The sequence below is a fragment of the Paenibacillus sp. 01T442 genome, from assembly GCF_056398345.1.
On sequence record NZ_JBFTPF010000060.1, the window covers coordinates 1 to 21214 of the forward strand.

At 43.6% G+C, this 21214-nt stretch carries 14 protein-coding genes; 3 read left to right on the top strand and 11 right to left on the bottom strand.

What is annotated here, in order from left to right; translation table 11 throughout:
- Together AC1DLM_RS27795 and AC1DLM_RS27800 are read left to right on the top strand one after the other, a co-directional pair.
- Nucleotides 1-1506 (top strand): response regulator (locus AC1DLM_RS27795; RefSeq protein WP_477571765.1); only part of this gene is annotated, 1506 nt, incomplete at its 5' end.
- Nucleotides 1490-3298, top strand: a complete 1809-nt coding sequence (locus AC1DLM_RS27800; protein ID WP_477571766.1) for a sensor histidine kinase — start codon at nucleotides 1490-1492, stop codon at nucleotides 3296-3298. The genes AC1DLM_RS27795 and AC1DLM_RS27800, both read left to right, overlap by 17 nt.
- Nucleotides 3299-3349: 51 nt before the next feature.
- Here the strand turns inward: AC1DLM_RS27800 and AC1DLM_RS27805 are convergent, their stop codons facing one another.
- From AC1DLM_RS27805 to AC1DLM_RS27825, 5 genes are read right to left on the bottom strand one after another with little or no spacing between them, the layout of a single operon-like run.
- A complete protein-coding gene (locus AC1DLM_RS27805) occupies nucleotides 3350-4012 on the bottom strand; it encodes a hypothetical protein (RefSeq protein WP_477571767.1) in 663 nt (220 codons plus the stop codon).
- 6 nt (nucleotides 4013-4018) lie between these two features.
- Nucleotides 4019-4870 carry an amidohydrolase family protein gene (locus AC1DLM_RS27810; protein ID WP_477571768.1) on the bottom strand — a complete coding sequence of 284 codons (852 nt, stop codon included), beginning with the start codon at nucleotides 4868-4870 and terminating at the stop codon, nucleotides 4019-4021.
- Entirely contained in the window at nucleotides 4867-6798 is a 1932-nt protein-coding gene (locus tag AC1DLM_RS27815; protein WP_477571769.1) for a DUF8034 domain-containing protein, read from the bottom strand. The genes AC1DLM_RS27810 and AC1DLM_RS27815 overlap by 4 nt, the downstream gene beginning before the upstream one ends.
- A 12-nt stretch (nucleotides 6799-6810) precedes the next feature.
- Nucleotides 6811-7923 carry a glycoside hydrolase family 88 protein gene (locus tag AC1DLM_RS27820; protein WP_477571770.1) on the bottom strand — a complete coding sequence of 371 codons (1113 nt, stop codon included), beginning with the start codon at nucleotides 7921-7923 and terminating at the stop codon, nucleotides 6811-6813.
- A gap of 16 nt (nucleotides 7924-7939) precedes the next feature.
- The gene (locus AC1DLM_RS27825) at nucleotides 7940-8845 is read right to left on the bottom strand and encodes an aldo/keto reductase (protein ID WP_477571771.1); all 906 of its coding nucleotides are present in this window, start codon (nucleotides 8843-8845) and stop codon (nucleotides 7940-7942) included.
- Nucleotides 8846-9183: 338 nt separating this feature from the next.
- Between AC1DLM_RS27825 and AC1DLM_RS27830 the strand changes: the two genes are divergently transcribed.
- Nucleotides 9184-10047, top strand: a complete 864-nt coding sequence (locus AC1DLM_RS27830; protein ID WP_441989593.1) for an AraC family transcriptional regulator — start codon at nucleotides 9184-9186, stop codon at nucleotides 10045-10047.
- Between the two features lie 12 nt (nucleotides 10048-10059).
- Here AC1DLM_RS27830 and AC1DLM_RS27835 read toward each other — a convergent pair whose 3' ends face one another.
- The 6 genes from AC1DLM_RS27835 to AC1DLM_RS27860 all read right to left on the bottom strand — a co-directional run bounded on the left by AC1DLM_RS27835 (nucleotide 10060) and on the right by AC1DLM_RS27860 (nucleotide 21074).
- Nucleotides 10060-11340: a Gfo/Idh/MocA family protein gene (locus AC1DLM_RS27835; protein ID WP_477571772.1), complete on the bottom strand. Its 1281-nt coding sequence runs from the start codon at nucleotides 11338-11340 to the stop codon at nucleotides 10060-10062.
- Between the two features lie 146 nt (nucleotides 11341-11486).
- Nucleotides 11487-15584 carry an OmpL47-type beta-barrel domain-containing protein gene (locus AC1DLM_RS27840; protein ID WP_477571773.1) on the bottom strand — a complete coding sequence of 1366 codons (4098 nt, stop codon included), beginning with the start codon at nucleotides 15582-15584 and terminating at the stop codon, nucleotides 11487-11489.
- 200 nt (nucleotides 15585-15784) lie between these two features.
- Complete coding sequence (locus AC1DLM_RS27845) at nucleotides 15785-17356, bottom strand: ABC transporter substrate-binding protein (RefSeq protein ID WP_441989590.1); 1572 nt, start codon at nucleotides 17354-17356, stop codon at nucleotides 15785-15787.
- A 63-nt stretch (nucleotides 17357-17419) separates the two neighbouring features.
- A complete protein-coding gene (locus tag AC1DLM_RS27850) occupies nucleotides 17420-18295 on the bottom strand; it encodes a carbohydrate ABC transporter permease (protein WP_441989589.1) in 876 nt (291 codons plus the stop codon).
- 12 nt (nucleotides 18296-18307) lie between these two features.
- A complete protein-coding gene (locus AC1DLM_RS27855) occupies nucleotides 18308-19249 on the bottom strand; it encodes an ABC transporter permease (protein WP_477571781.1) in 942 nt (313 codons plus the stop codon).
- Nucleotides 19250-19496: 247 nt separating this feature from the next.
- Nucleotides 19497-21074, bottom strand: coding sequence for an ABC transporter substrate-binding protein (locus tag AC1DLM_RS27860; protein WP_441989588.1), 1578 nt, complete (start codon nucleotides 21072-21074; stop codon nucleotides 19497-19499).
- Between the last annotated feature and the right edge of the window lie 140 nt (nucleotides 21075-21214).

The window sequence follows — 21214 nt, forward strand, 5'->3', positions numbered from 1 at the left end:
GATTTCGAGGACGGTAAAGAAACAATTGACTATTTAAAAAACAATGAAGTTGACATTGTGTTATCGGATATTCGAATGGCAGAGATTAATGGCATCCAATTAGCCAAACATATCTATGAGAACTACCCGCAGATTCGTGTCATTATCATTAGCGGTTACAAGGATTTCGAATATGCTCAACAAGCCATTGCTTATAATGTAGAGAATTATTTGCTAAAGCCGACGAAATACGATGAAATTACACATGTATTCGAAAGTTTGAAATTAAAGTTGGATCAACAGAAAAGTGCTACCATTCACCAGCAACAGCAATCTGTTCGCTTTGATGAGCTTCTTCCTCTATTGAAAGAGCAATTTTATACAGATTTAGTCATGGGAGCCTTACGGAATACGAATGAGCTTCATAAACGCGTACAATTATTATCTCTTTCCTTAGACCCAACCCATTGTCCATGTGCTTTGGTTGACTTAGAGCTATGTGAGCCTGAGAAGCTGACCATAAAGCCAGAAAAGCTCACTTATTCATTAAAAAGTATTTTCCTAGCTGAGAATGATAATTTCTTATATAAAGCCGTATYCAATGAATATCAAGGAATGAAGTTACTCGCTTTTCCGAATCAGGCAATTCGGCAAGAGGACCTAGAAAATCAACTTGTTCTAGAGATGAATGAAATTATTTCTCGAATCCGAAACAATTTTGATATTGAGATTCGTTATGACGTAACAGCTACATTTCATAACATGGTTGAACTAGCGCAATTTAGTGTACCCTTAAAGCTGGTCTATGAAGAGACACRGGGAAAAGATCGGTTAGAGCCAATCGAATATGACAATCTGTTGGAGAAGTACAAGCTGTTCATGGCCCATATTACGGACGGTCAAATAGAAAATACCATGAGCTTGCTTGATCGATTCATGGACGAATTTCGAGATTTGCCAATCTCCTTTGTTCATCGTTTGATCATGGACCTGTTCGCTATGGTTTTTCGCTATTACGCAGATCGGGGCTTGGTTGGCAAAATACCTCATGAGACCGCTCACAATTACCATGCAGTCATTGAAATAGGTGATCTGGAAAATGTACGTAAATGGGCCAAGCAGTTCATCCGTGATCTCATGGTACTTAATATGAATTCCAAAGAAACGAATGCCAAGTTAATCGTCGATGCAGCGCAGAAGTATATCCTGCAGAACTTTCATCGGGATTTATCGCTTGAGGAAGTGGCTAATCATGTTTTCTTGAATCATATCTACTTTAGTCGGATTTTCAAGCTAGCCGTGGGCATCAATTATATCGACTATTTAACGCAATTACGTATTCAAAAAGCGATTGAATTGTTGGRAACTCGCCAATATAAGATTCATGAAATTACCGAGAAAGTTGGGTATCTTAACAGCAAATACTTTGCTCGCCTGTTCAAACAAACAACKGGCGTCAGTCCTAAGGATTACATTCGACAACAAAGCTTGCGTTCAGAAKGTGCTGCACATGAAAACAAACCGTAATCTACTTCAAGCTGTCCGAATGTATAAGTTTCAAAGCCTATTTATCAAGAGTTTAATCTTGATATTTCTGCTAGTGATCGTTCCTTTCACAGGATTAAGCGTCGTGATGTATGTGCAAATGAATAAAGCCATCGAGACAGAAATAAGCGGCGTTAATATGAATGCCMTTTACCGTGTAAAGGACAGCATTGACACGATTTTCAAACAGATGGACCATGTTTCTCTAGAAATGATTTATCAAGATGACGTTGGGTCCTTTATGTTATCTCCTTCTGACACCAACGATCTTTCTGCCAAAATGCAATCCATTCATGACAAGATTTCGATGTACACGCGATCCTTTAAATATATGGATTCCATATACGTGTTTTCGGAAAAAAATACCTATATGCTCTCCAATCGTTTTGACTCTCCCTTAACTGAATTTGATGACAAAACTTGGTATAAAAACGTCTATCAGAAAATGGACAGCAATCGCACATTTATGGATCTGCGTAAACGAAATGATACGTATCCATTCTACATTTCCTTTACGCGACCTGCTTATCTCTATGAGAATAAAATTGGCGCTGTTACTGCGAATATTGACATTGAAGAACTTCGTAAATTTCTAAATCAAGCCGATAAGCAGTTAGAAAATACGTACATCGTTGGTGGAGATGTCGTCGTTTACAGTCATAATCGGAATGAATTCATGTCCAAAATCAGTGACATTGATCTTCTGAATCGTGCGGAAATCCTTACTGAAATTACATCTCCTACATCATCGATTAAAACGATTCATAAACAGAAATATATTGTTTCTGTCCTTCCTTCTGAGGATAAAAATTTAACTTATATTTCATTGCTGCCGCTCAATAATTATGAGCAAAAGATGAAGGATCTCCGTACTTTTTTATATGTGTTTTCTGCCATCGGCGTTATCATCGTCTTGGTCGTTTCTATTTTGATCTCCATTAAAACGTTTTCTCCTGTTAACCAGATCATGTCGATGATTGAAGACCAGGAGAAGTTAGAGCCTCTCATGGACTCCAATGAGAAAAGTAAATGGAACGAAGTACGAACCATCACCAGTTCGATCTTTCGAACACTCGACGCCAAGAAAGGGCTCGAACAGGAGCTTCAGCTCCGTATGCATTCGTTACGAAAAGCCCAAACGATCGCTCTGCAAAATCAGACGACGCCGCATTTCTTATATAACACCTTGGAAACGATTAAATACCTAGCCATCGAATTAACCAAAGGTCACAATCAAGTATCCAAAATGGTTACAGCCCTTTCAGATCTGCTGCGACGTAGTCTGGATACCGATCAGCCATTGACTGATATTGGTGATGAAATCCAGCATGCAAAGCAATATGTGGACATTATGCAAGCCCGATATCCGAATAAATTCGATGTCGTCTGGCAAGTCCAGGAAAGTCTACTTTCTTGCCAAATCTTAAAGATTTCCATTCAACCGCTATTGGAAAATGCGTTTCAGCACGGGATTATTCCTACTCGGAATCCAGGACAGATTATCATTACAGGACTGCGTACATCGGACGGGATTGTCATTACCGTTTCTGATAATGGGAAAGGAATGCCAGAAGATCAACTCGTTAGTCTTCAACAAAAGCTAGCCAGCGGGGTTAATTTGGAGGAAAAGCATATTGGTTTAAAAAACTTAAATCAGCGTATTAAATTACTGTTCGGTGACGCTTACGGGGTGTTCATTACGCCAAATCTGCACAGAGGTTTAGCCGTGTTTATCGTGATTCCTGAAAAAAATGACAGCCAAGACATCGTGTAAATCAATGGAAACAGCCGGTTTAAGAGTCGCTTGACTCCTAACCGGCTGTTTTTATTGCAATCGCTCCATTTTACGCCAAATCTGCTGGCCCTCTATCGCTTCTTCCCATAGGTCAAAATGAGGGTACATCACCTCGTGCCAATTCGTCGGTGATTGCTTCGTGGTCAGCAAGCCTTGACGAGTGATCGAGCTAATCCTGCTTGGTAACTCATGATAGGAGAATATCAGCCGGTTATGCATACCAATCATGTACGTCTGATTAAAGCTGTTGGGTGACTCTTCCTGCTTCTGGTAATGATAATAGATATAGCTTGGCACCATCTCTGGCTTTAATCTCGCTATCGAACCTACACGCTCATCCATCGAATGATTGCCGCGCCAATCTTCGTCCGGTATGCCATCATGAAACACGTCGATCATGGGAATTGTCAATCGATGCAATGTCTCATTGGTGCTGACACTTGTGTCGGGCTCTTTGGGCCACTTCTCCAGATAGCGTTCGAAAGAAACGGGCCAATCCCACAGTGAAACGCTGTGACTATCTACTGCCTCGGCGTAGACGCAAACATATAAATCGCAAGCGAACACAGCTACTTGCTCTAGACCTGCTTCATCCCATTTATCACGAAGTACAGCTGCGCTTTCCTTAACGATTTGCTTGAATTGGTTAGCCGTTCCTCTACGCGTTTGTGAATAGAACAATACTCGTTGCATGCCGCTTCACTCCCCTACATGCCCCAAATAGAAAGCCTTCGCATTGTGCATTCGCACATTCGCACGCTCTTGGTCGCTCCAATGATCCGGCAGCAGCTGTTCGAATAATTGAACAACCTCTACATACGTACCTGCCATTAAAGCAACCGGCCAGTCGCTGCCAAACAGGATACGATTTGGACCGAATTGCTCTGCTGTGTGACGTATATACGGCGCTAAGCGCTCTGGATTCATGCCCTCTGCGGGAGTGATCATGCCGGACCATTTACAATATACATGAGGGAACTCGGATAACTTATTGATATAGTCTGACCAGATCTTTATTTCACCAGTACGAATAGGGGGACCACCTAAATGATTAATAACGGCTTTTAAGTTTGGTACTTGATTAAGAATTTTTAATACTGCTGGGCATTGTTCAGTACTAATAAGCAGGTCGACTTTAAAGTCATCTACCTCCAACAACTGGAGATTCACTATCATTTGATCTGACACTTGATCTTTGTATGTCTCGAAGATAGCTCGGTCCAACCTGATCCCAACAAATAGCGGATTGTTACGTAAGCGTTTATAATCGTCAGCAAAAGAATCCGCACACGGATCAAGATAGCCCACTACACCGAGGATCCGCTCATCTTGGCTTGCCAGTTCAAGCAGAAATTCCGTCTCTGCAACTGTCGGCGCTGCCTGAACCGCTATGAATCCATGTAATTCGTCCGCATGCTTAGCCCCAACAGCGTCAGCTAGATCGGATGGCATGTAATTCTGGTACAGAATTGGATTACTAGGCTTCAGCCAGTGATAATCGCCACGCTCCAACTGCCAGAAATGGACATGCGTATCGAGGTAAATTATCATACAATTCGACCTCTGATCATCTTCCCTGTCATATCGTCCAATTCTGAACTCCATGGCGTCTCATAGGTAGGCTGATTCACGTATCGTTTCATGTGCAGCTTGAGTTGAATGCCCGCACCTGGAGCCAAGCTTACAGGCAACCACTTGCCATCTACGGCACCTTCGCCAACTTTATCGCCGCTCTGATTATAGCTTTCCATGTACGTAAATTGATGTTCACCAAAGCTGCCCGCTTGTACAACTACTTCATGTTCCTTAAATGAAGATAAGTTCACGAGTGTGAGTGTGACAAACTCGTCGCCTAACGCTTCAACCAATGCACCGATATCCTCTGGAAGACCGCAACGCTTACGTTTGGCATCGAAGTAACGTACACGAGCATGCTGCAAACCACCGTGGGAGATGTGCATGGGAGCGCCAAGCATCATTTGAAGCAACCCTTCAAAGTAAACCGGCGAATATTCCTGCCATTGATGAATGCTGTACGGATGATCCCAGTCCCAGCTAGTTGGATCGCCCTCGGGTGAGCGCAGCTTTTCTAACTGTATGGTGATCAACTCTAGATTTTGCTTCAATATTTGCTCAGGATAATCTGKGAATTGCCCTCTCATATATAAATACCAAGGCACTGTGTTCGCAATATAATGTTTCGTTTCCTTACGCGTTACTGGATTTCTTCCCGAGATGGTAGGCATGTCAATGTTGCGGAAATGATCCTCGTATGGAATTCGGTCTACACGTGCTGCATCTTCCTCCGCCATCGAAATCGTCCATAAGTAAATAGGATACGTCGGAACTTGAATTCGATAGTCCGTCCAACCAGCATCAAAATGTTTATTCGGCACATGCCATTTCCCATTGATTTCTTTCCCTAATTCCCAATTTAGATCCAATTGCGAACGTGCCAAATCTAACTTACTACGATCACCTGAAAGAAGTACGGCATTCATGCCCGCATTTGTCAGTGGCTCGATAATAGACATAAATCCGTGCGGCCAGCGGTATCCATAGTATCCGCCCCACCATTTGCCATCATTGTACTCACCGATCGTATCGCTTAATCCAACGTTATCCGGAATCAGCCCACCGTTACGCTTCGTGCGTTCTTCCCAAGCTGCCAAATAATCCAACACCCACTGGCGATAAGATTCATCACCTGTATACATAAAGGCATTGGTCATGAGTCCAGTCGAGTTCAAATTAAGCGGGACATCGCCTTTCGCTTTACGCTCATTCATTCGGCTTATAATCTCGCGATAGATGTCATCGTCGGACCACTTGCACTTTCCGCTTGCGAAGTCCACTCCGGGAATATCCTCGAATGGAGCTAAGTAATCGTCGAGTACACCGCGGTGCGTGACCCAGTCTTCTTCCGTCATTTCAAACCGTGGTCCCTTGCTACCTGTAATTGGCGAACGCATCAGCTTCCGCTCCGCATCAAAGTTAGGGACTTCAGGGTCTCTACCCATATAGAGCTCAGCAAACTTCACCGCTCTCTGACGATTCTTCAGTAGAAGTGGATCGGATAACCCAAGGAAATAAAAATATAAATAGCCTTCGCCATGATGCATCCAATCATAATAAGCGTCGAATTCATTATGAATTTGACCATATTCCGTCCATTGCCACGTAATGGCATCCCACATAAGACGGGATAATCGCAGAATTTCTTCATTGCCGCCGAGCGTGTACAACAAAGATAAATTCATAAACGCTTCATAGGGGTCATCGGATCCATCCATCCCTGGCCAGTCTTCTCGCCAAACAATGGTGCCATCCTCCCGCGTATAGCGTCGGACATATTCAACTGCTGCCTCATTTAAGGTATCGATTAATTTCCGTTCCATTAGTGCCCAAGTTGGCGGACTCCACGCATCGGCTGCATGGATTGTACTCGTCGTGGCATTGGAGCTATTCTTCTGTGACATGGATCTTTCCTCCTACCAAAATGTATCGTGTACGCCGCGCAGCTTGCAGACCGCTTCTGCAAAGAAGTAATCGCCGTAGATCATCGGAACGTTAACGTGTGTTTTCTTAGGGCGATTGGCTGTGCCCATGCGAAGAATAGCTTCCTCGCTCGGGTCATCCCAAGTTGTGTATCTCTCGTTTAATTTGAAAATCAATTTCTCAGCCGAGCAGCGATAGAACTCCGACTCACGCTCAGGAACCAACAGACTCAACTCCAACATCCCACTGGCTGCACAAGCTGTGGCACTAGAGTCCATCGCCATATCTTCTTCCCAAGGCGCTCGGAAATCCCATGGCGGCAACCCATCCTCGGGTACATTCGCCAGGAAGAAATGTGCGGCACGTTTAGCTGCATCGATATATCGCTGATCCCCTGTGTAGCGAGCACTCAGCGCCATGCCGTATAGAGACCACGCGGTGCCGCGTGACCATGCCGAATCCGGTGAATAACCCTGCCCACCAAGCGCTTCTTGTCTTTCCCCCGTTTCGGGATCGAAACACACAATATGGTGAGTAGACCCGTCTGGACGAAGAAATTCACGCAAAGTCGTGTCCGCATGAAGAACAGCGACATGCCGAAACCGCGGATCCCCCGTCACTTCACTTGCCCAATAGAGCAGCGGCAGGTTCATCATGCAGTCAATTATCGCCCAACCCGTACGCTCCGGTTGATTCCAAGCGCGAATGAACTGTCCCTTCGCGTTGTAACGTCCGACCAGATGACTGGCTGCCGTTAATGCGCGTCGCTTCGACGTTTCACTGCCAAGCAACTTGTACTTTGCCACGGAGGATAAGCTCCACATAAATCCTACATCATGGTGCAGCGGATAAAAGTCAGCAAGCACAGGGTCCATTAAGGTTTCAATCTGGTCTGCTGTATCTTTGAGTTGATCTTCCTTCGACTCACGATAAACTAACCAGAGTAAACCTGGCCAGAACCCGTTCGTCCACCAATCCGCATCTTCACTGTTATACTTGCCATCGTAGGATATATATGGGAAATCAGCGCCGATTGAAACGTTCATATGCTCTACTTTACCTATAATTCTATGCCATAACTCGTCTATCCATGGTGCATTCGTCATCTGAAATTAACCCCTTTTACCAAGATAATGGCTGACCTGGAAATAAAGCGAGCAGCCGATCCAATTCATGTTGCGGCAAACCAACCCCATCACTATAGCTGGCATTGAGTACAAGCGAGCGTATTGAAGTCGTTCCCGTCAAGGTAACCGTAATATCTGGACTAGAAAGGCTGAATCGCATAGCAGGCTCAATAAGCCCTTTGGGTTCCGACTTCCTCAGGAAGTCTAACTGTCTTATGCGGCGCTCCGCTTCTAAAAACATCGGTGCATCTTGCTTGATAAATGGCGCTGGCGACTCAGCAAGAAGCCCCATTCCTAGAACACTTCCGTTAATAACGGATACACCATATTCCTTCGCTGTCGGAAGAAGCTCATCCATAGCCGTATAGTCGATTAGCATATAGCGACTGAACGTTTGAATCGAATCGATATGCCCAGACCGAATAAAAGGAAGTAACAACGACGGATTGAAAGCATTAACCCCAATCGCTCGCACCTTCCCCTGTTCTTTCAGTTTGAGAAAAGCAGGAACGGTTTCATTCATTCCAATCTCTGAGTTCAGTTCCGAAAGCTCATGCATTTGAATGAGATCTACATAATCCGTGCCAAGACGTTTCAGACTTTCTTCCACGGAAAGAATCGTATTCTCATAGGTATAGGGCACTCCGCGCATAACAGCTTTGGTAGCAAGGACGACTTGATCCCTTTTCCCTTTGAGTGCCAACCCAATGCGTCGTTCACTTTCTCCTCTGCCATATAGCGGTGCTGTATCGATGAAGTTGATCCCGAGTTCCAAGGCTCGATCGATCACCTCTGTCACTTGCTCGTCAGTAACAGGTCCGTAATCCCCGCCAAGCGGAGCACCTCCAAGCCCGAGCTTAGAAACTCGAATTCCGGTTTTTCCAAAATTTGTATACTCCATAGATTCACTTCCTTTGTCTCTTTTTTTTTATTGCGTTAGAGATTTTTCTACTTTATTTTCTGATATTTTAATACTACGGAACTGTGTAAAGCATGCATAGGGAGTCAATTTAAAGATTAGTATGATAAATTGTTGTACACGGGTACTTTGGGTCACCAAAAACAATTAAAGTAACTTATTTAAACTTTACCAACACGTTGCATGACCTCATTATATAAAATCCGACTCGTTCAAAGTTGTTCTTACTTGCTTGAAATTGTTGTTTTCTTGTCATATTTGAAAGCGGTGTGATACACTAGTTTTATTCGGATCAACCACGTCATCTGGAGGACAAGAACATGCTAAACCTGTTTGAAGATGTGGCATTACAAGAAATCCCCTATCGCTTCAGCTATCGTAAAATGACGTCAGATGTATATCAAGGTTTCTACCATTGTCATCAGGGGATGGAATTACTATATGTACATCAAGGCAGAGGCCAAATTGTTGTAAATCGCAAAGTACACCCGTTAAATTCAGGAACCTTCCTCTATCTTCAGCCATTTCAGCTACATACCATTCAAGTTGACGTACTCCCCGATGCTCCTTTTGAACGTACCATTGTTACAATAGAACCCTCCATATTTGAATATTATTTTACGGCTATTCCTCACTTACATATGTACTTTCAGCATCTCTGGAAAAATGAAATCCAGGAGCAGGTGCTTCAGCATCTTGATCAGTCAAGCTTTCTGAGTCAACTATTTCAGCATTATCAAACCGTTTTCACCAACGATCCGGAGCAAAATCAACATAATTTCGCCTTACTTTTCCTGCAGACTTTTCAATTTCTCTATACAAAAGGATTGGGCAAGTCTTTGGAAAATGACTTACTTCCCCAAAGACAGCTTCGCTATTCTGAAAAGATCATGAATTGGCTGGAGTCGCATTATTCGGAAGAAATTTCACTTGATAGGCTAGCTGAGCATTTGCATATCTCCAAATATTATGTGTCGCGCGTCTTTAAACAAGAAACTGCTTCAAGTTTATCGGACTATGTTCTCGCGAGACGAATTAGACAAGCCTGCTTGTTGTTGCATAGTAGTAACAAAGGAATTGAGCAGATCAGCATAGAGGTGGGCATGCACAATTTCCCTTATTTCTGCCAAGCTTTCAAAAAACTCATTGGCACGACACCCCTGCAATATAGGAAAAAGCGCTGAATCTTTGTCCCCTTAATTATGAATACTTTCTCTCAACTCTTCCAAATAATCGTTCATCCCAATAACCCGACTTTCCAATCGCGACTTCTCGGCGGCAAACGCCATCAGATGACTTTGAACAGAGGTCCGTGCGCCAGTAAGTCCGGCTTCCTCTCCATCTCGGCTCACGAGTCGAATGAAATCTCGCATGATGCCGTGATCGCCACCACCATGCCCTTCCAACGGAGCGTTTATCTCAATTGCTTCAGTCACACCTGTAATAAAATTGCTTACTTCGATGACGTTTTTCTCCATATCGGCTCTGATCTGACCTCGTGTTCCCATCAGTTTCATCGATCTGCCTCCTTCTTTGGTGAAGGCACACATCGTAAAAGCGACGGTAACCTCGTTCGCGAACTCCAAATTAACGACCTGATGATCGACCACATTGTTATCACAATGATAGACGCATCTGCCATATGGCCCATTTTTCAAAGCTTGAAGGACACCTTCTTTACTGTCATCGTTACTGACAACTTTTCGCAGCACAGAACCAACCCAGTCCTCTCTTTCCAAGTACATTTTAGGCGCATAATAAGGACATTCGTTCTGAACGGGGCAACCATCCAAACAGTACAAGGGTGCTCCTTCCGGGGCACTTTCTGAGCGAAAATGCGTTAACGCGCCAAAAGACGACACCTTCGTACACGCGGCATCCGCTAACCACAGTAAAATATCCATGTCATGACAGCTCTTCGCTAAAATCATGGGACTGGAAGTTTCGGAGTTTYGCCAGTTTCCTCTTACAAAACTGTGTGCTTGATGTCGGTGCTCCACATTTTCCGTATGCTGGATAGAAATGAGTCTGCCGATCGCTCCCTCTACGAGCAATTGCTTAAGCTTTTTATAGAACTCGGTATACCTAAGCACATGGCAAATGGAGAACACTCGTTTATACTTTATGGCGTATTCCCCCATTTGAACACATTCCGTCGGGCTTGGTGACATCGGCTTTTCGAGTAGAACATGATACCCTTTCTCCAATGCCCGTATAGCCGGCTCAAAATGCATTTGGTCTTGCGTGCAAATTAATAAAGCATCAGCGAGTTTCGGCGCTTCAAGCAGCAGCTCCCAGCTTTCGAATACATAGGCATCATCAATATTGTGAGCCTGCTGGAACCGCGTTCTTCTTACGAGGTCATTCTCTGCGACTGCTACAAAATTCACTTCCTCTGGGTAGTCGAGAGCATAGGAAGCGTAGGCATCGGCGCCTCTTTGTCCCGCTCCAATTAATACCGCTGTCATCGTTGCCATGTTAATATTCTCTCCTTTGAATGAAAAGTCGACTTTAATGTCCTGATCATAGTTCTTGTTTAAAAGAGCGGCCATAAAAAGCATGTATGCTCTTCATGGCCGCTCACCTCATTAACTTATGATTTGGACCAAGCTTTAACTACCTCTTAATTTTTGCCTGATTGATCATGCGGCACTGTGACGGTTACGGAAGTAACCGTTTTGTTGCCCGCTTTGTCAGTTGCCGTGTACGTGATGGTATAGATGCGCGACTTCTCCGCCCGCAAACTAAAGGAAGTAGCGGCAGTACCGAAATTGGCCTGAATGTCGCTAGAGTCACTATTCGGTTGATTGCTCGTGATGGACGTTAACACCACGGATTCAACACCCGAGGTAGCATCGCTAGCATTCAGTGTGGCATTGATCGTAACCATTTTATGATTTGCCGGCCAAATGGACGTTTTATCTAGGTGGACGTTAATCACTGGAGTTGTACGATCAGTCTTAACGCTAATGGATTTGACACCTTCTACATTCCCCGCTTTATCCATCGAGCGATATTGCACTTCATAAATTCCATTACCAAGTACAATCGGCGAAGCATATGGAACGAAGCCGTTTGTCGATTGCGTGCCGTAAGTACTTTGCACAACAGTCAGCGCATATTCAGTTAAAGCAACGCCAGAATTTTCATCCGATGCCTGAAGTGAAACGGCTACATCCGACGTATACCAACCATCTGATCCTGCAATCCCTGTTACTGTTGCAGCGGTAACGGGTGGAGAGGTATCAGCCCTGTTAAATTGTGCCGTTATTGTAACGTCCTGCGACGGCATTTGGAAAGTGTAAGTACCGTCACCGTTTGCCGTCACTGGATATACGGCATTATCCGCGCCTGTAACTTTCAAAGTGTTTTCGTCAAACTGATAACCTGAATATGCCTGTGTGTAAATAGTCACAGTATCGCTGCTGTGCGCCCTTGAGTAGTTAAGACTTGTATTGGTGGCGATATCACCATTTGAAGATTGCACAACATTAATATTGTTTGTTGCATACAGTGTTATAGGATTTCCAATAGGAGTGAAGCTAGTGTTTTTGGAAACCTGTTGCAAAGTCCATTGCTGATTCGGAACAACCTCAGTCAGTTTCCAAATCATGCCATTAGACCAAGATTTCCTCATATTATCCTGCACCGCAGACGTAAAATTGCCGCCAACAACAAACGCACCATGGTTGATCGCATTGTTCCACAGCTTGATTTCTTTTGCCATGTAAGTCAACGATTTAAATGTGTTTGCATTAACATACCAACCAGTTCCAGCATTCCAACCGGCCTTCATAGCAAGGTTCATCAGTAGGTTAGGCTCGTTGCCAGCTCCATGACCACCGCTAGTGTATGTCCAGCCAAGCATTTCTGGGAAAAAGTTTTGACCATAAAATTCCAAATAATTGGCAATTTGATTGACATTTGTATTGGATTCTCCCCAACTGATTCTGGACGCCACATCCCATAAATTTGAGCCCATATCACTATGCTCTGTAATAAATCCGTCTTTGTTGCCGGCTGCATGTATACGATTATAAACTGCGATAGGAAATTCGCCGAATTGAAGTGGACCGTAAGTTGTCATTTTGGTTGCCTCTAAGGCATCATAAGACATGGCATGGACACCTACATTATTAAATATGTTTGCCATACGACTCGTCATCTGCGTATTCAATTCCATATCTGCAATATATCTGTCGTAATAGAAATAAAGCAGCTTAGCATCATCTCCAATATCATGGCTACTTACCGTAGTAGCTTGATAACCGCGCACAACGCCTGTTAATTGCCATTCGTTGTTGCTTACTTGTGTGCAACTGCCAAACGCAATCATTTCATTGTCGATAAGAACGCTGTTTGAACCTGCTGCGCTGACAGCAGCCGGTGAGAATTCCTTGCCGTTATTGATATATACGATAGTGTCAGTACTCGACATTGGTCTTGTCAGTTGTGCAATACCCGCGCTTGCGAGACCAGCCTTAGCAAGGGGTCTGATATATGTCGCGTCACTCGGGGAAATCTCGTTCGACAAAGTATGAACGCCCACCTTAATGCCGTAGCTTGCAGCGGTGTCTACCATCTGTTTTGCCGCTGTATCGGAACCGCCGAAGTTGCCGTTAAACTGGAACCCGCCGTCTGTAACCCATGGACCTGAAGCGCCGTATTGCCCATAGATGTAATTAATACCTGCGTCGAGGGCCATTTGGGAGTCATTGACAATGTTATTAGACATATTGTCGGTAAATACTAGGAAATCCTGCGCTGTTTCCAGAGATGTCTTTTGCCACTTACCGTTAATCGTCGGGTGTGGCAAACCTTCATTGACCTCTATATTGGATAAAACGTTTAAAATATTAGGAGTTCTTGTTCCGAACAAGGCAATAGAGGAGCCTATCATGCTCGCATCGCCTGCGTAATCACCCGTCAGTGCGGGAATAGTGCGTGAAGGTGAATCAGCATTCCATGCCTGAACCTTACGCTCGGTTGGCTTCGTATAATCCCATGTGTAGGACTGCAAAGCACTGCCCCATGTGCTGAAAGATGCCGAAACATTGTTGAAACCTCTGGTATTGAGGGGATGTGCGAATCCGTTAACGTTCGGAAGATTCGATGGGTAGCTTAAATTGTTATATTCAACCGGCCAACCACCGATGGTCTTGCTATTCAAGTCATGAATACCGATGCCGAAGTTGTTGTTGTATGCAACACCTGCAACCTGACCGCCTGACGTTATACCGGTCTTAATAGGACCCCATAATACGGCCTGAGCCGACCATCCCAGCGGTAATGTTAAATCTGTCAGCGTAAATTTGGTATAGCCGCCATTTGTATCCATATATACGGTTGCCTTTCCCTTTACAGAGGCAAAATCCAAGGTTAAGATCCCGTTTTCTTTAGCATAATGTACCGCTGTTGGATATTGAGGAGCATAGTTAACAATCAGGGACATAAGATACGACGCCTTGCTGTCCGAACCGGTTGTAACATAGTCGGTACCGTCAAGCGTGTTGATTAGTTTAGTAACCTGACCTGCGCTGTTAAGCACGATATTCAACAATCCTGCTGGAATTACATAAGCATCCGCTGTAGGCACAGGTACCCATATCGCTTCCATCGTTGCATTATTTGTAATCGGAGTAGCAAAATCATAGGGCACGCCGTTAAGTTCCCATCCTGCCAAAATCATACCCTCTTTTGTCAGACCTCCGGGAGGGGTCACCGTACTTCCTTTCGTGACATTTACAGTAATGGGTCCCGCACTCTCGCTGTAAGAAAATGTAACGGTGTATACCGGAACGGTTTTCCAATTCGCCACAAGCTTCATTTCACCTATTACAGGCTGAGAAAAATCCCACACCGTTCCACCCGCAGTATCCACTGTCCATCGATCAAAAACCTGACCCCCTAATGGGGAAACAGGGTCGTTGGGCTTTGTTAATACGGTGCCGTTGCTTACTTTTACAGTAGTTGAAGGATTAACACCGTCATTATAGTCATAGGTGACAGTATTCATATAGTAAGCCTGCAGCTGAACCATCTGCGGAAGATTATTGTTGGAGATTGTGCCGGTTTCACCGCCAGCCCACCATCTGATGTAACGTGCAGTTGTCGGCGCAAAGTTAATCTGATGACCGCCAGCATTCGTATCCTCCTGATATTCTGCGTCATTTCCTGCTGGAACACCTGTGATGGTACCATTTACAAGAGTGCCGTTTGCAAATGTCTGGTTTGAGTCACTTGGATCCTGATGAGCGACATCGTTGACATCCTGATTGAATACGTTGACCCAGTTGATGCCGTCTTCCGAAAGCTGAACAATTTGGTTATGATATGTTCGTAATCCTACTGCCGGGTGATTAGCGTAATAATTCCAAATTTTAATGACATTCATTGTTTTGGCTGTTCCTAAATCGATACGAAGATATACATCGGAAGTATTGCCGGGAGCGAGAGAGTTATTAGCGCCTGGCGCAACCCATAAATTGGTATTTAAGGTGCCACTTGTTATGTTTTGGAGTGAAAATGGAGCGCCCCCCCACCAAACACCGGCGCTTTGACCAGTTGAATCATGAGTGGATCCTGTTACTGTTGCCTGATAGGCAAGATTTCCCGGAGGGGTACTTGGTGCCGACGCTGCCGCAACATAGGTTGGAAGCGAAACTGTTATGAAATAACATAAGGTTAGAATCATTGATATAAKTTTTAACTTGGTTTGCATAGTCCATAAACACTCCCTATCCTTTAACTTTCGAAGTTTTATTGCTTTTTCCGAAGTTCTTGGGTGATGGTGATGGATTGATAAACCATATAAAAAGCGATGAAACATCGCATGTAAGAGGAACTTTTCATGTATTCACTACAAGTAGGATTTCATGAAAAGTTCCCCAAATACAAACGTTCCGAACTACCTTGCTTCAATTACTTGTTTGTCGCTTTCCAAGCATCCAATTGTTTTTGCTTCTCAGCAATAATTTTGTCGCCGCCTGCACTTTTGAGTTTTTCAAGAAATGTTGGCAAATACTTGCTAGGATCTACCGAGCCGGAAGCAAGCGCGTTGTACAGCTCCGCGATGACTGCATCGGTGTTGGCCTTCTCTGCCTTCACTGGCGTAAAGTCAAAAACGAAGCCCAGTGCATTGGATGGTGTTGCGTTCTTATTGAGATCTACCCACATTTGTGTAAACTTCTGATCGTTACCTTTTGGGTCGCCTTCCGATAAATAAGAGAGCGCCATGTTGCCAAATTCCCAAGGAGCAAACATTTGGTAACCGCCTTCTTTGATCGTTTCTATGCGGGTATCAGAAATTTTCTTGTAATGCTTACCCTCAACGCCCCAGACAAGAGTGTTGTAAATTTCTTTGTCCGTGTTTAACAGATTGAGGAACATCATCGCTCTTTCTTTGTTAGGTGAATTGGCGGATATAGCCGTCATTGTCGCTGCAGCTTTGTCGGTCGTAAGCAGCGGTTTCACGAACTGGAAGTCGTAAGATTGTGTATCCGGATTAAAGCCAGACATTCTACCTGTTGCCTCCATGCCTGCTGCTGCAAAGGCTACGGAGTCAATATCGATCTGGCCCAACTGTAAGGCGTTCTTTCCAGCTTTACGGTCTGCTGTGGTATCCTTGAGAGTCGCTGCGTCTTTTCGCAAATATCCTTTGGAGTACCAGTCTCTCATCATCGTGAGATAGTCTTTGAATTCTGGCGTTTCATACTGATTGACTACCTTGCTGCCGTCTTTTAAATAAAGATCACCTGGAGTTTTCGAATCTCCTAAACTTTCAAGACCAAACATCGGAGGAGCAGTCGTGAACGCATCGGTAAACTCCCAAGGAATAAGGTTAGGCTCGCTCTTCTTAACTGTTTCCAGGAATGGTGTTAAGTCAGATAACTTGGTTACAGACTTCCAATCCAGTTTGTACTTATCCGCTACTGTTTTCTGTATGGTGTAACCGTACCCAGCGGTTGACTGTTGGAAGACAGGAACACCATAAATTTTCCCTTTCACTTTAACGGCATTCCAGAACATATCTGGAATACCTTTCTTCATGTCAGGGTATTTGGCAATCAAATCATCTAACGGTGCATAAGCCCCATTCGCTACATTTTGAAAGTAATTGTTAAAGCCTGCCGCTGTCCATACGAGATCGTAGGGTTCACCAGAAGCCATGGTAACTTTCATTTTTTCTTCATATGCTCCCCAATCAATAAGTTTCAGTTTAACTGTGGCATTGATTTTGGGCTTGATGAGTTTATTCACGGCATCTTCGACAGTCTGTAAATCCTTCTGAGGTCCATTCGGGAAATAATACGTAAGTTCAACTGGCGCTAATGGAGTTGCTGTTGGTTGGGCTGTTTGAGCCGCAGCCGTACTTGGGGCGGGAGTCGCAGAAGGCGATGGCTCAGCCTTTGGCGTACTACACCCAGCTAGTGCAACAGAGAAACCGATACTCAGCATAACAAGCGAACGTTTCATTTTCATTGATTTGTTCATTGTTTGACCTCCATATTTTGTTTTTATATGCTTAACGGACTGATGCCCAGTGAAGCCGGTGAATCAAGATTTCACAGCGCCTAATGTAAGGCCTTTGACGAAATATTTCTGCAAATAAGGGTAAGCGAGAATAATGGGCCCCACGGATAAAACGCAGGTTGCCATCCTAGCCGTCTCGTCCGGTTGTACAGCTGCGGCTTTCTGAGTCAAAGCATTTCCTTGAAGAAATGCGATGTTGTTCATGATAGACTGTAGAAGAAACTGCAGCGTATACAGTTTGCCGTTCTCAATGAATAAAGCTGCAGTAAACCAATCGTTCCAAAAGAAGACGGCTGTGAATAAACCAATCGTTGCGAGAACTGGTGTTGATAAGGGGATAACTAGCTTCATAAAGGTATGAAACTCGCCTGATCCATCAATTCTTGCAGATTCTATAATGGATTCCGGAATGGTGTATGTAAAAAAATTCCTCATGATCAGCACATTGACCGATGAAACCAAATAGGGAACGAAAAGTACAAATATCGTGTCCTTCAGATGAAGGTATTTCGAGAGTAGAATGTACCAAGGTACTAATCCTCCGCTGAACAATAGGCAGAATACGACCATGAAGGATACAATGCTTCTGTACTTCACTTCTTTTCTTGAAAGACTATACGCAAACAAGGACGAAATGATTAGGTGCAGCAGAGTACCGACGAGAGTTACGATGATGGTCACGAGGTAGGCTCTCAAAATAGGAGAATTCCCATTTAAAATGTAGGCATATGCGTTTAAACTAAATTTCAAGGGAATCACATGATAGCCAGACTGAAATATGGACTGCTCGTCGGACAGAGACACGGAAAGTACAATGAGCAAAGGTATCACGCATATCGCGCAATACACCATAAAAATAGCGTTTAGCATAATGTTTGGAAACGTAAGTCGTTTAATCATCTTGTCATCCTCCTAGAACAATGCACTATCACGATCATAAAGTCTTATCAAAAAGTTCGACACAAGGACTAAGACAAACCCAACACAGGCTTGGTACAGTCCAACGGCGGAAGACATTCCGAAATCGCTCATGCTTTTCAGAGATCTGTAAACGTAAGTATCGATGACGTTCGTGGCACTGAACAAAACCCCTGACTCCTTCGGCAGGTTATAAAACAATCCCCAATCGCCAAAAGCGGCGTAAAAAATTTTCCCCGCCTGCAGCAGCAGTAAAGTAATCGTGATCGGGGCCAACATCGGAATCGTTATTTTAATGGCTTGCTGAAATTTGTTGGCGCCATCCATTTTCGCAGCTTCATAGTACTCGGAAGATATCCCAGCAATTCCTGCTGCGAAAATAACCGAGAAGTAGCCAACATTCTTCCAGACATAGCTCGCTGGTAAGATAAACCACCAGTAGAACGGTTCGGAATACCACTGGATAGGTTCGACATTAAATTGTGCCAGTACAGTATTGATAATCCCTTTGTCCATACTTAGGAAAGTGAAAAGCAAATATTCAGCTACAACCCAAGATAAGAGAAATGGAAGCAGTAAAATGCTTTTGTAAGCACTTGCAAGATAACGATTACCTATTTCATTGATGAGAATCGCAATCACAAGCGATAAACCAATACCGAGTATAATGAAGATTAGGTTGTAGGCAATCGTATTGAAGGTGATTTGAAAAATTGCATCGGATTGAAAGAGAAACTTAAAATTCTCAAAACCTACCCAGTTACTCTTAAAGATCCCTTTAATGGGGTTATATTGTTCAAACGCAATGACAACCCCTAACATCGGTAGATAAAACATGACAATGATGTAAATCAGTCCGGGTAGCATCATGAGATAAAAAATTTTGTTTTTAATTAGTTCGCTAATGACGGGTATGACGGGCGCTCGCTTATTCATGGTTGGTTTCGATTCCACAAGCATTCTCCTTTGCGTGACGGCTATGAATTTGATGTCCCCATCATAAATCGAAAATAAACGACCTGAATACGAGAAAAAAATAGTTTAACACCGATTTTTAAATGAATTAGGACTACAAAAAAAGTCAAATCTCTGAAAAATGAATCAAAATGGCAAAAGTTTATGCAAAAAAGAGCATTCACCGAAATACATGGTGAATGCTCTTAGTAAACTTAACCAGTTTATTTTATCCATCATATTTAATCATCGCTTTCCAAGCATCCAATTGATTTTGCTTCTCAGCAATAATTTTATCGGAACCTGCCTTTTTCATCTTATCCAGGAATTGTGGCAAGTACTTCTCAGGATCTACGGAACCGCTCGCGATCGCAAAATAAAGTTCATCGATGACAGCGTCAACATTAGCCTTCTCTGCTTTAACCGGTGTAAAGTCAAATACGAATCCCAGTACATTTGAAGGTGTTGCGTTTTTGTTGAGAGCTACCCACATTTGCGTAAACTTCTGATCGTTTCCTTTGGGATCACCCTCTGTCAAATAGGATAACGACATATTACCGAACTCATAAGGAGCAAACATTTGGTAGCCGCCTTCTTTGATTGTTTCGATGCGGTTTTCAGAAACTTTCTTGTAATGCTTACCTTCAACGCCCCAGACCAGTGTATTGTAAATTTCTTTGTCCGTATTTAACAGATTGAGGAACATCATCGCTCTTTCTTTGTTTGGTGAATTCGCAGAGATAGCCGTCATTGTTGCTGCAGCTTTATCGGTTGTAAGAAGTGGCTTCACAAACTGAAAGTCGTAAGACTGTGTAGCCGTGTTGTAAACAGACATTCTACCTGTAGCATCCATGCCAGCTGAAGCTAAGGCCACGGAGTCAATATCGATCTGACCCAATTGAAGGGCGTTCTTTCCAGCCTTACGATCTGCTGAGGTTTCTTTTAAGATCGCTGCGTCTTTCCGCAAATATCCTTTGGTGTACCAGTCTCTCATCATTCTAATATAGTCTTTAAATTCTTGAGTTTCATACTGATTAACTACCTTGCTACCATCTTTTATGTACAAATCACCTGGCGTCTTTGAATCGCCTAAACTCTCTAGACCAAACATAGGAGGAGCAACCGTGAAAGCATCGCTAAACTCCCAAGGTATAAGATTGGGCTCGTTCTTTTTGACCGTTTCAAGAAAAGGCGTCAGGTCTGATAACTTGGTGACAGACTTCCAATCCAGGTTGTACTTATCCGCTAGAGCTTTCTGTATGACATAGCCGTACCCAGCAGTTGCCTGTTGGAAGACAGGCACTGCATAGATATGCCCTTTTACTTTTACTGCATTCCAGAACATATCTGGAATACCTTTCTTCATATCAGGATAGTTGGCAATCATATCATCCAACGGTGCATAAGCGCCATTTGCCACATTTTTAAAGTAATTGTTAAAGCCCGCCCCTGTCCATACGAGATCATAAGGTTCGCCAGAGGCCATAGTGACTTTCATTTTTTCTTCGTAAACGCCCCAATCAATTAGTTTCAAGCGAACGGTGGCGTTAATTTTTGGCTTGATGAGCTTATTCACGGCATCTTCTACAGACTGCAAATCCTTCTGAGGCCCATTTGGGAAATAATACGTAAGTTCAACTGGCGCTAATTGGTTTGTTGTAAGTTGAGCAGTTTGAGTTTCCGCCGTACTAGGCGCAGGGGGAGAACTCGTTAGTTCAGACTCTTGCGTGCTGCATCCAGTAAGTGCAACAAAAATACCAATACTCAGCAAAACAAACAAACGCTCCATTTTCTTTGATTTGTTCATTGTTGACCTCCACGGGTAGGTATTTCGATAAGAATGGATCTTCGATAACTGATCAAATCTCTAAAAAATGAACGAATATGGGAAAATAAGACTTTTAATTTGAGTTTCTATAGGGGATATAATAAAATTGATTTGCATCG

Excerpts from the sequence above, each read along its gene's own strand:
- AC1DLM_RS27805 (WP_477571767.1), bottom strand. The coding sequence starts at position 4,012 with ATGCAACGAGTATTGTTCTATTCACAAACGCGTAGAGGAACGGCTAAC.
- AC1DLM_RS27810 (WP_477571768.1), bottom strand. The coding sequence starts at position 4,870 with ATGATAATTTACCTCGATACGCATGTCCATTTCTGGCAGTTGGAGCGT.
- AC1DLM_RS27820 (WP_477571770.1), bottom strand. The coding sequence starts at position 7,923 with ATGACGAATGCACCATGGATAGACGAGTTATGGCATAGAATTATAGGT.
- AC1DLM_RS27825 (WP_477571771.1), bottom strand. The coding sequence starts at position 8,845 with ATGGAGTATACAAATTTTGGAAAAACCGGAATTCGAGTTTCTAAGCTC.
- AC1DLM_RS27830 (WP_441989593.1), top strand. The coding sequence starts at position 9,184 with ATGCTAAACCTGTTTGAAGATGTGGCATTACAAGAAATCCCCTATCGC.
- AC1DLM_RS27845 (WP_441989590.1), bottom strand. The coding sequence starts at position 17,356 with ATGAACAAATCAATGAAAATGAAACGTTCGCTTGTTATGCTGAGTATC.
- AC1DLM_RS27850 (WP_441989589.1), bottom strand. The coding sequence starts at position 18,295 with ATGATTAAACGACTTACGTTTCCAAACATTATGCTAAACGCTATTTTT.
- AC1DLM_RS27855 (WP_477571781.1), bottom strand. The coding sequence starts at position 19,249 with ATGAATAAGCGAGCGCCCGTCATACCCGTCATTAGCGAACTAATTAAA.
- AC1DLM_RS27860 (WP_441989588.1), bottom strand. The coding sequence starts at position 21,074 with ATGAACAAATCAAAGAAAATGGAGCGTTTGTTTGTTTTGCTGAGTATT.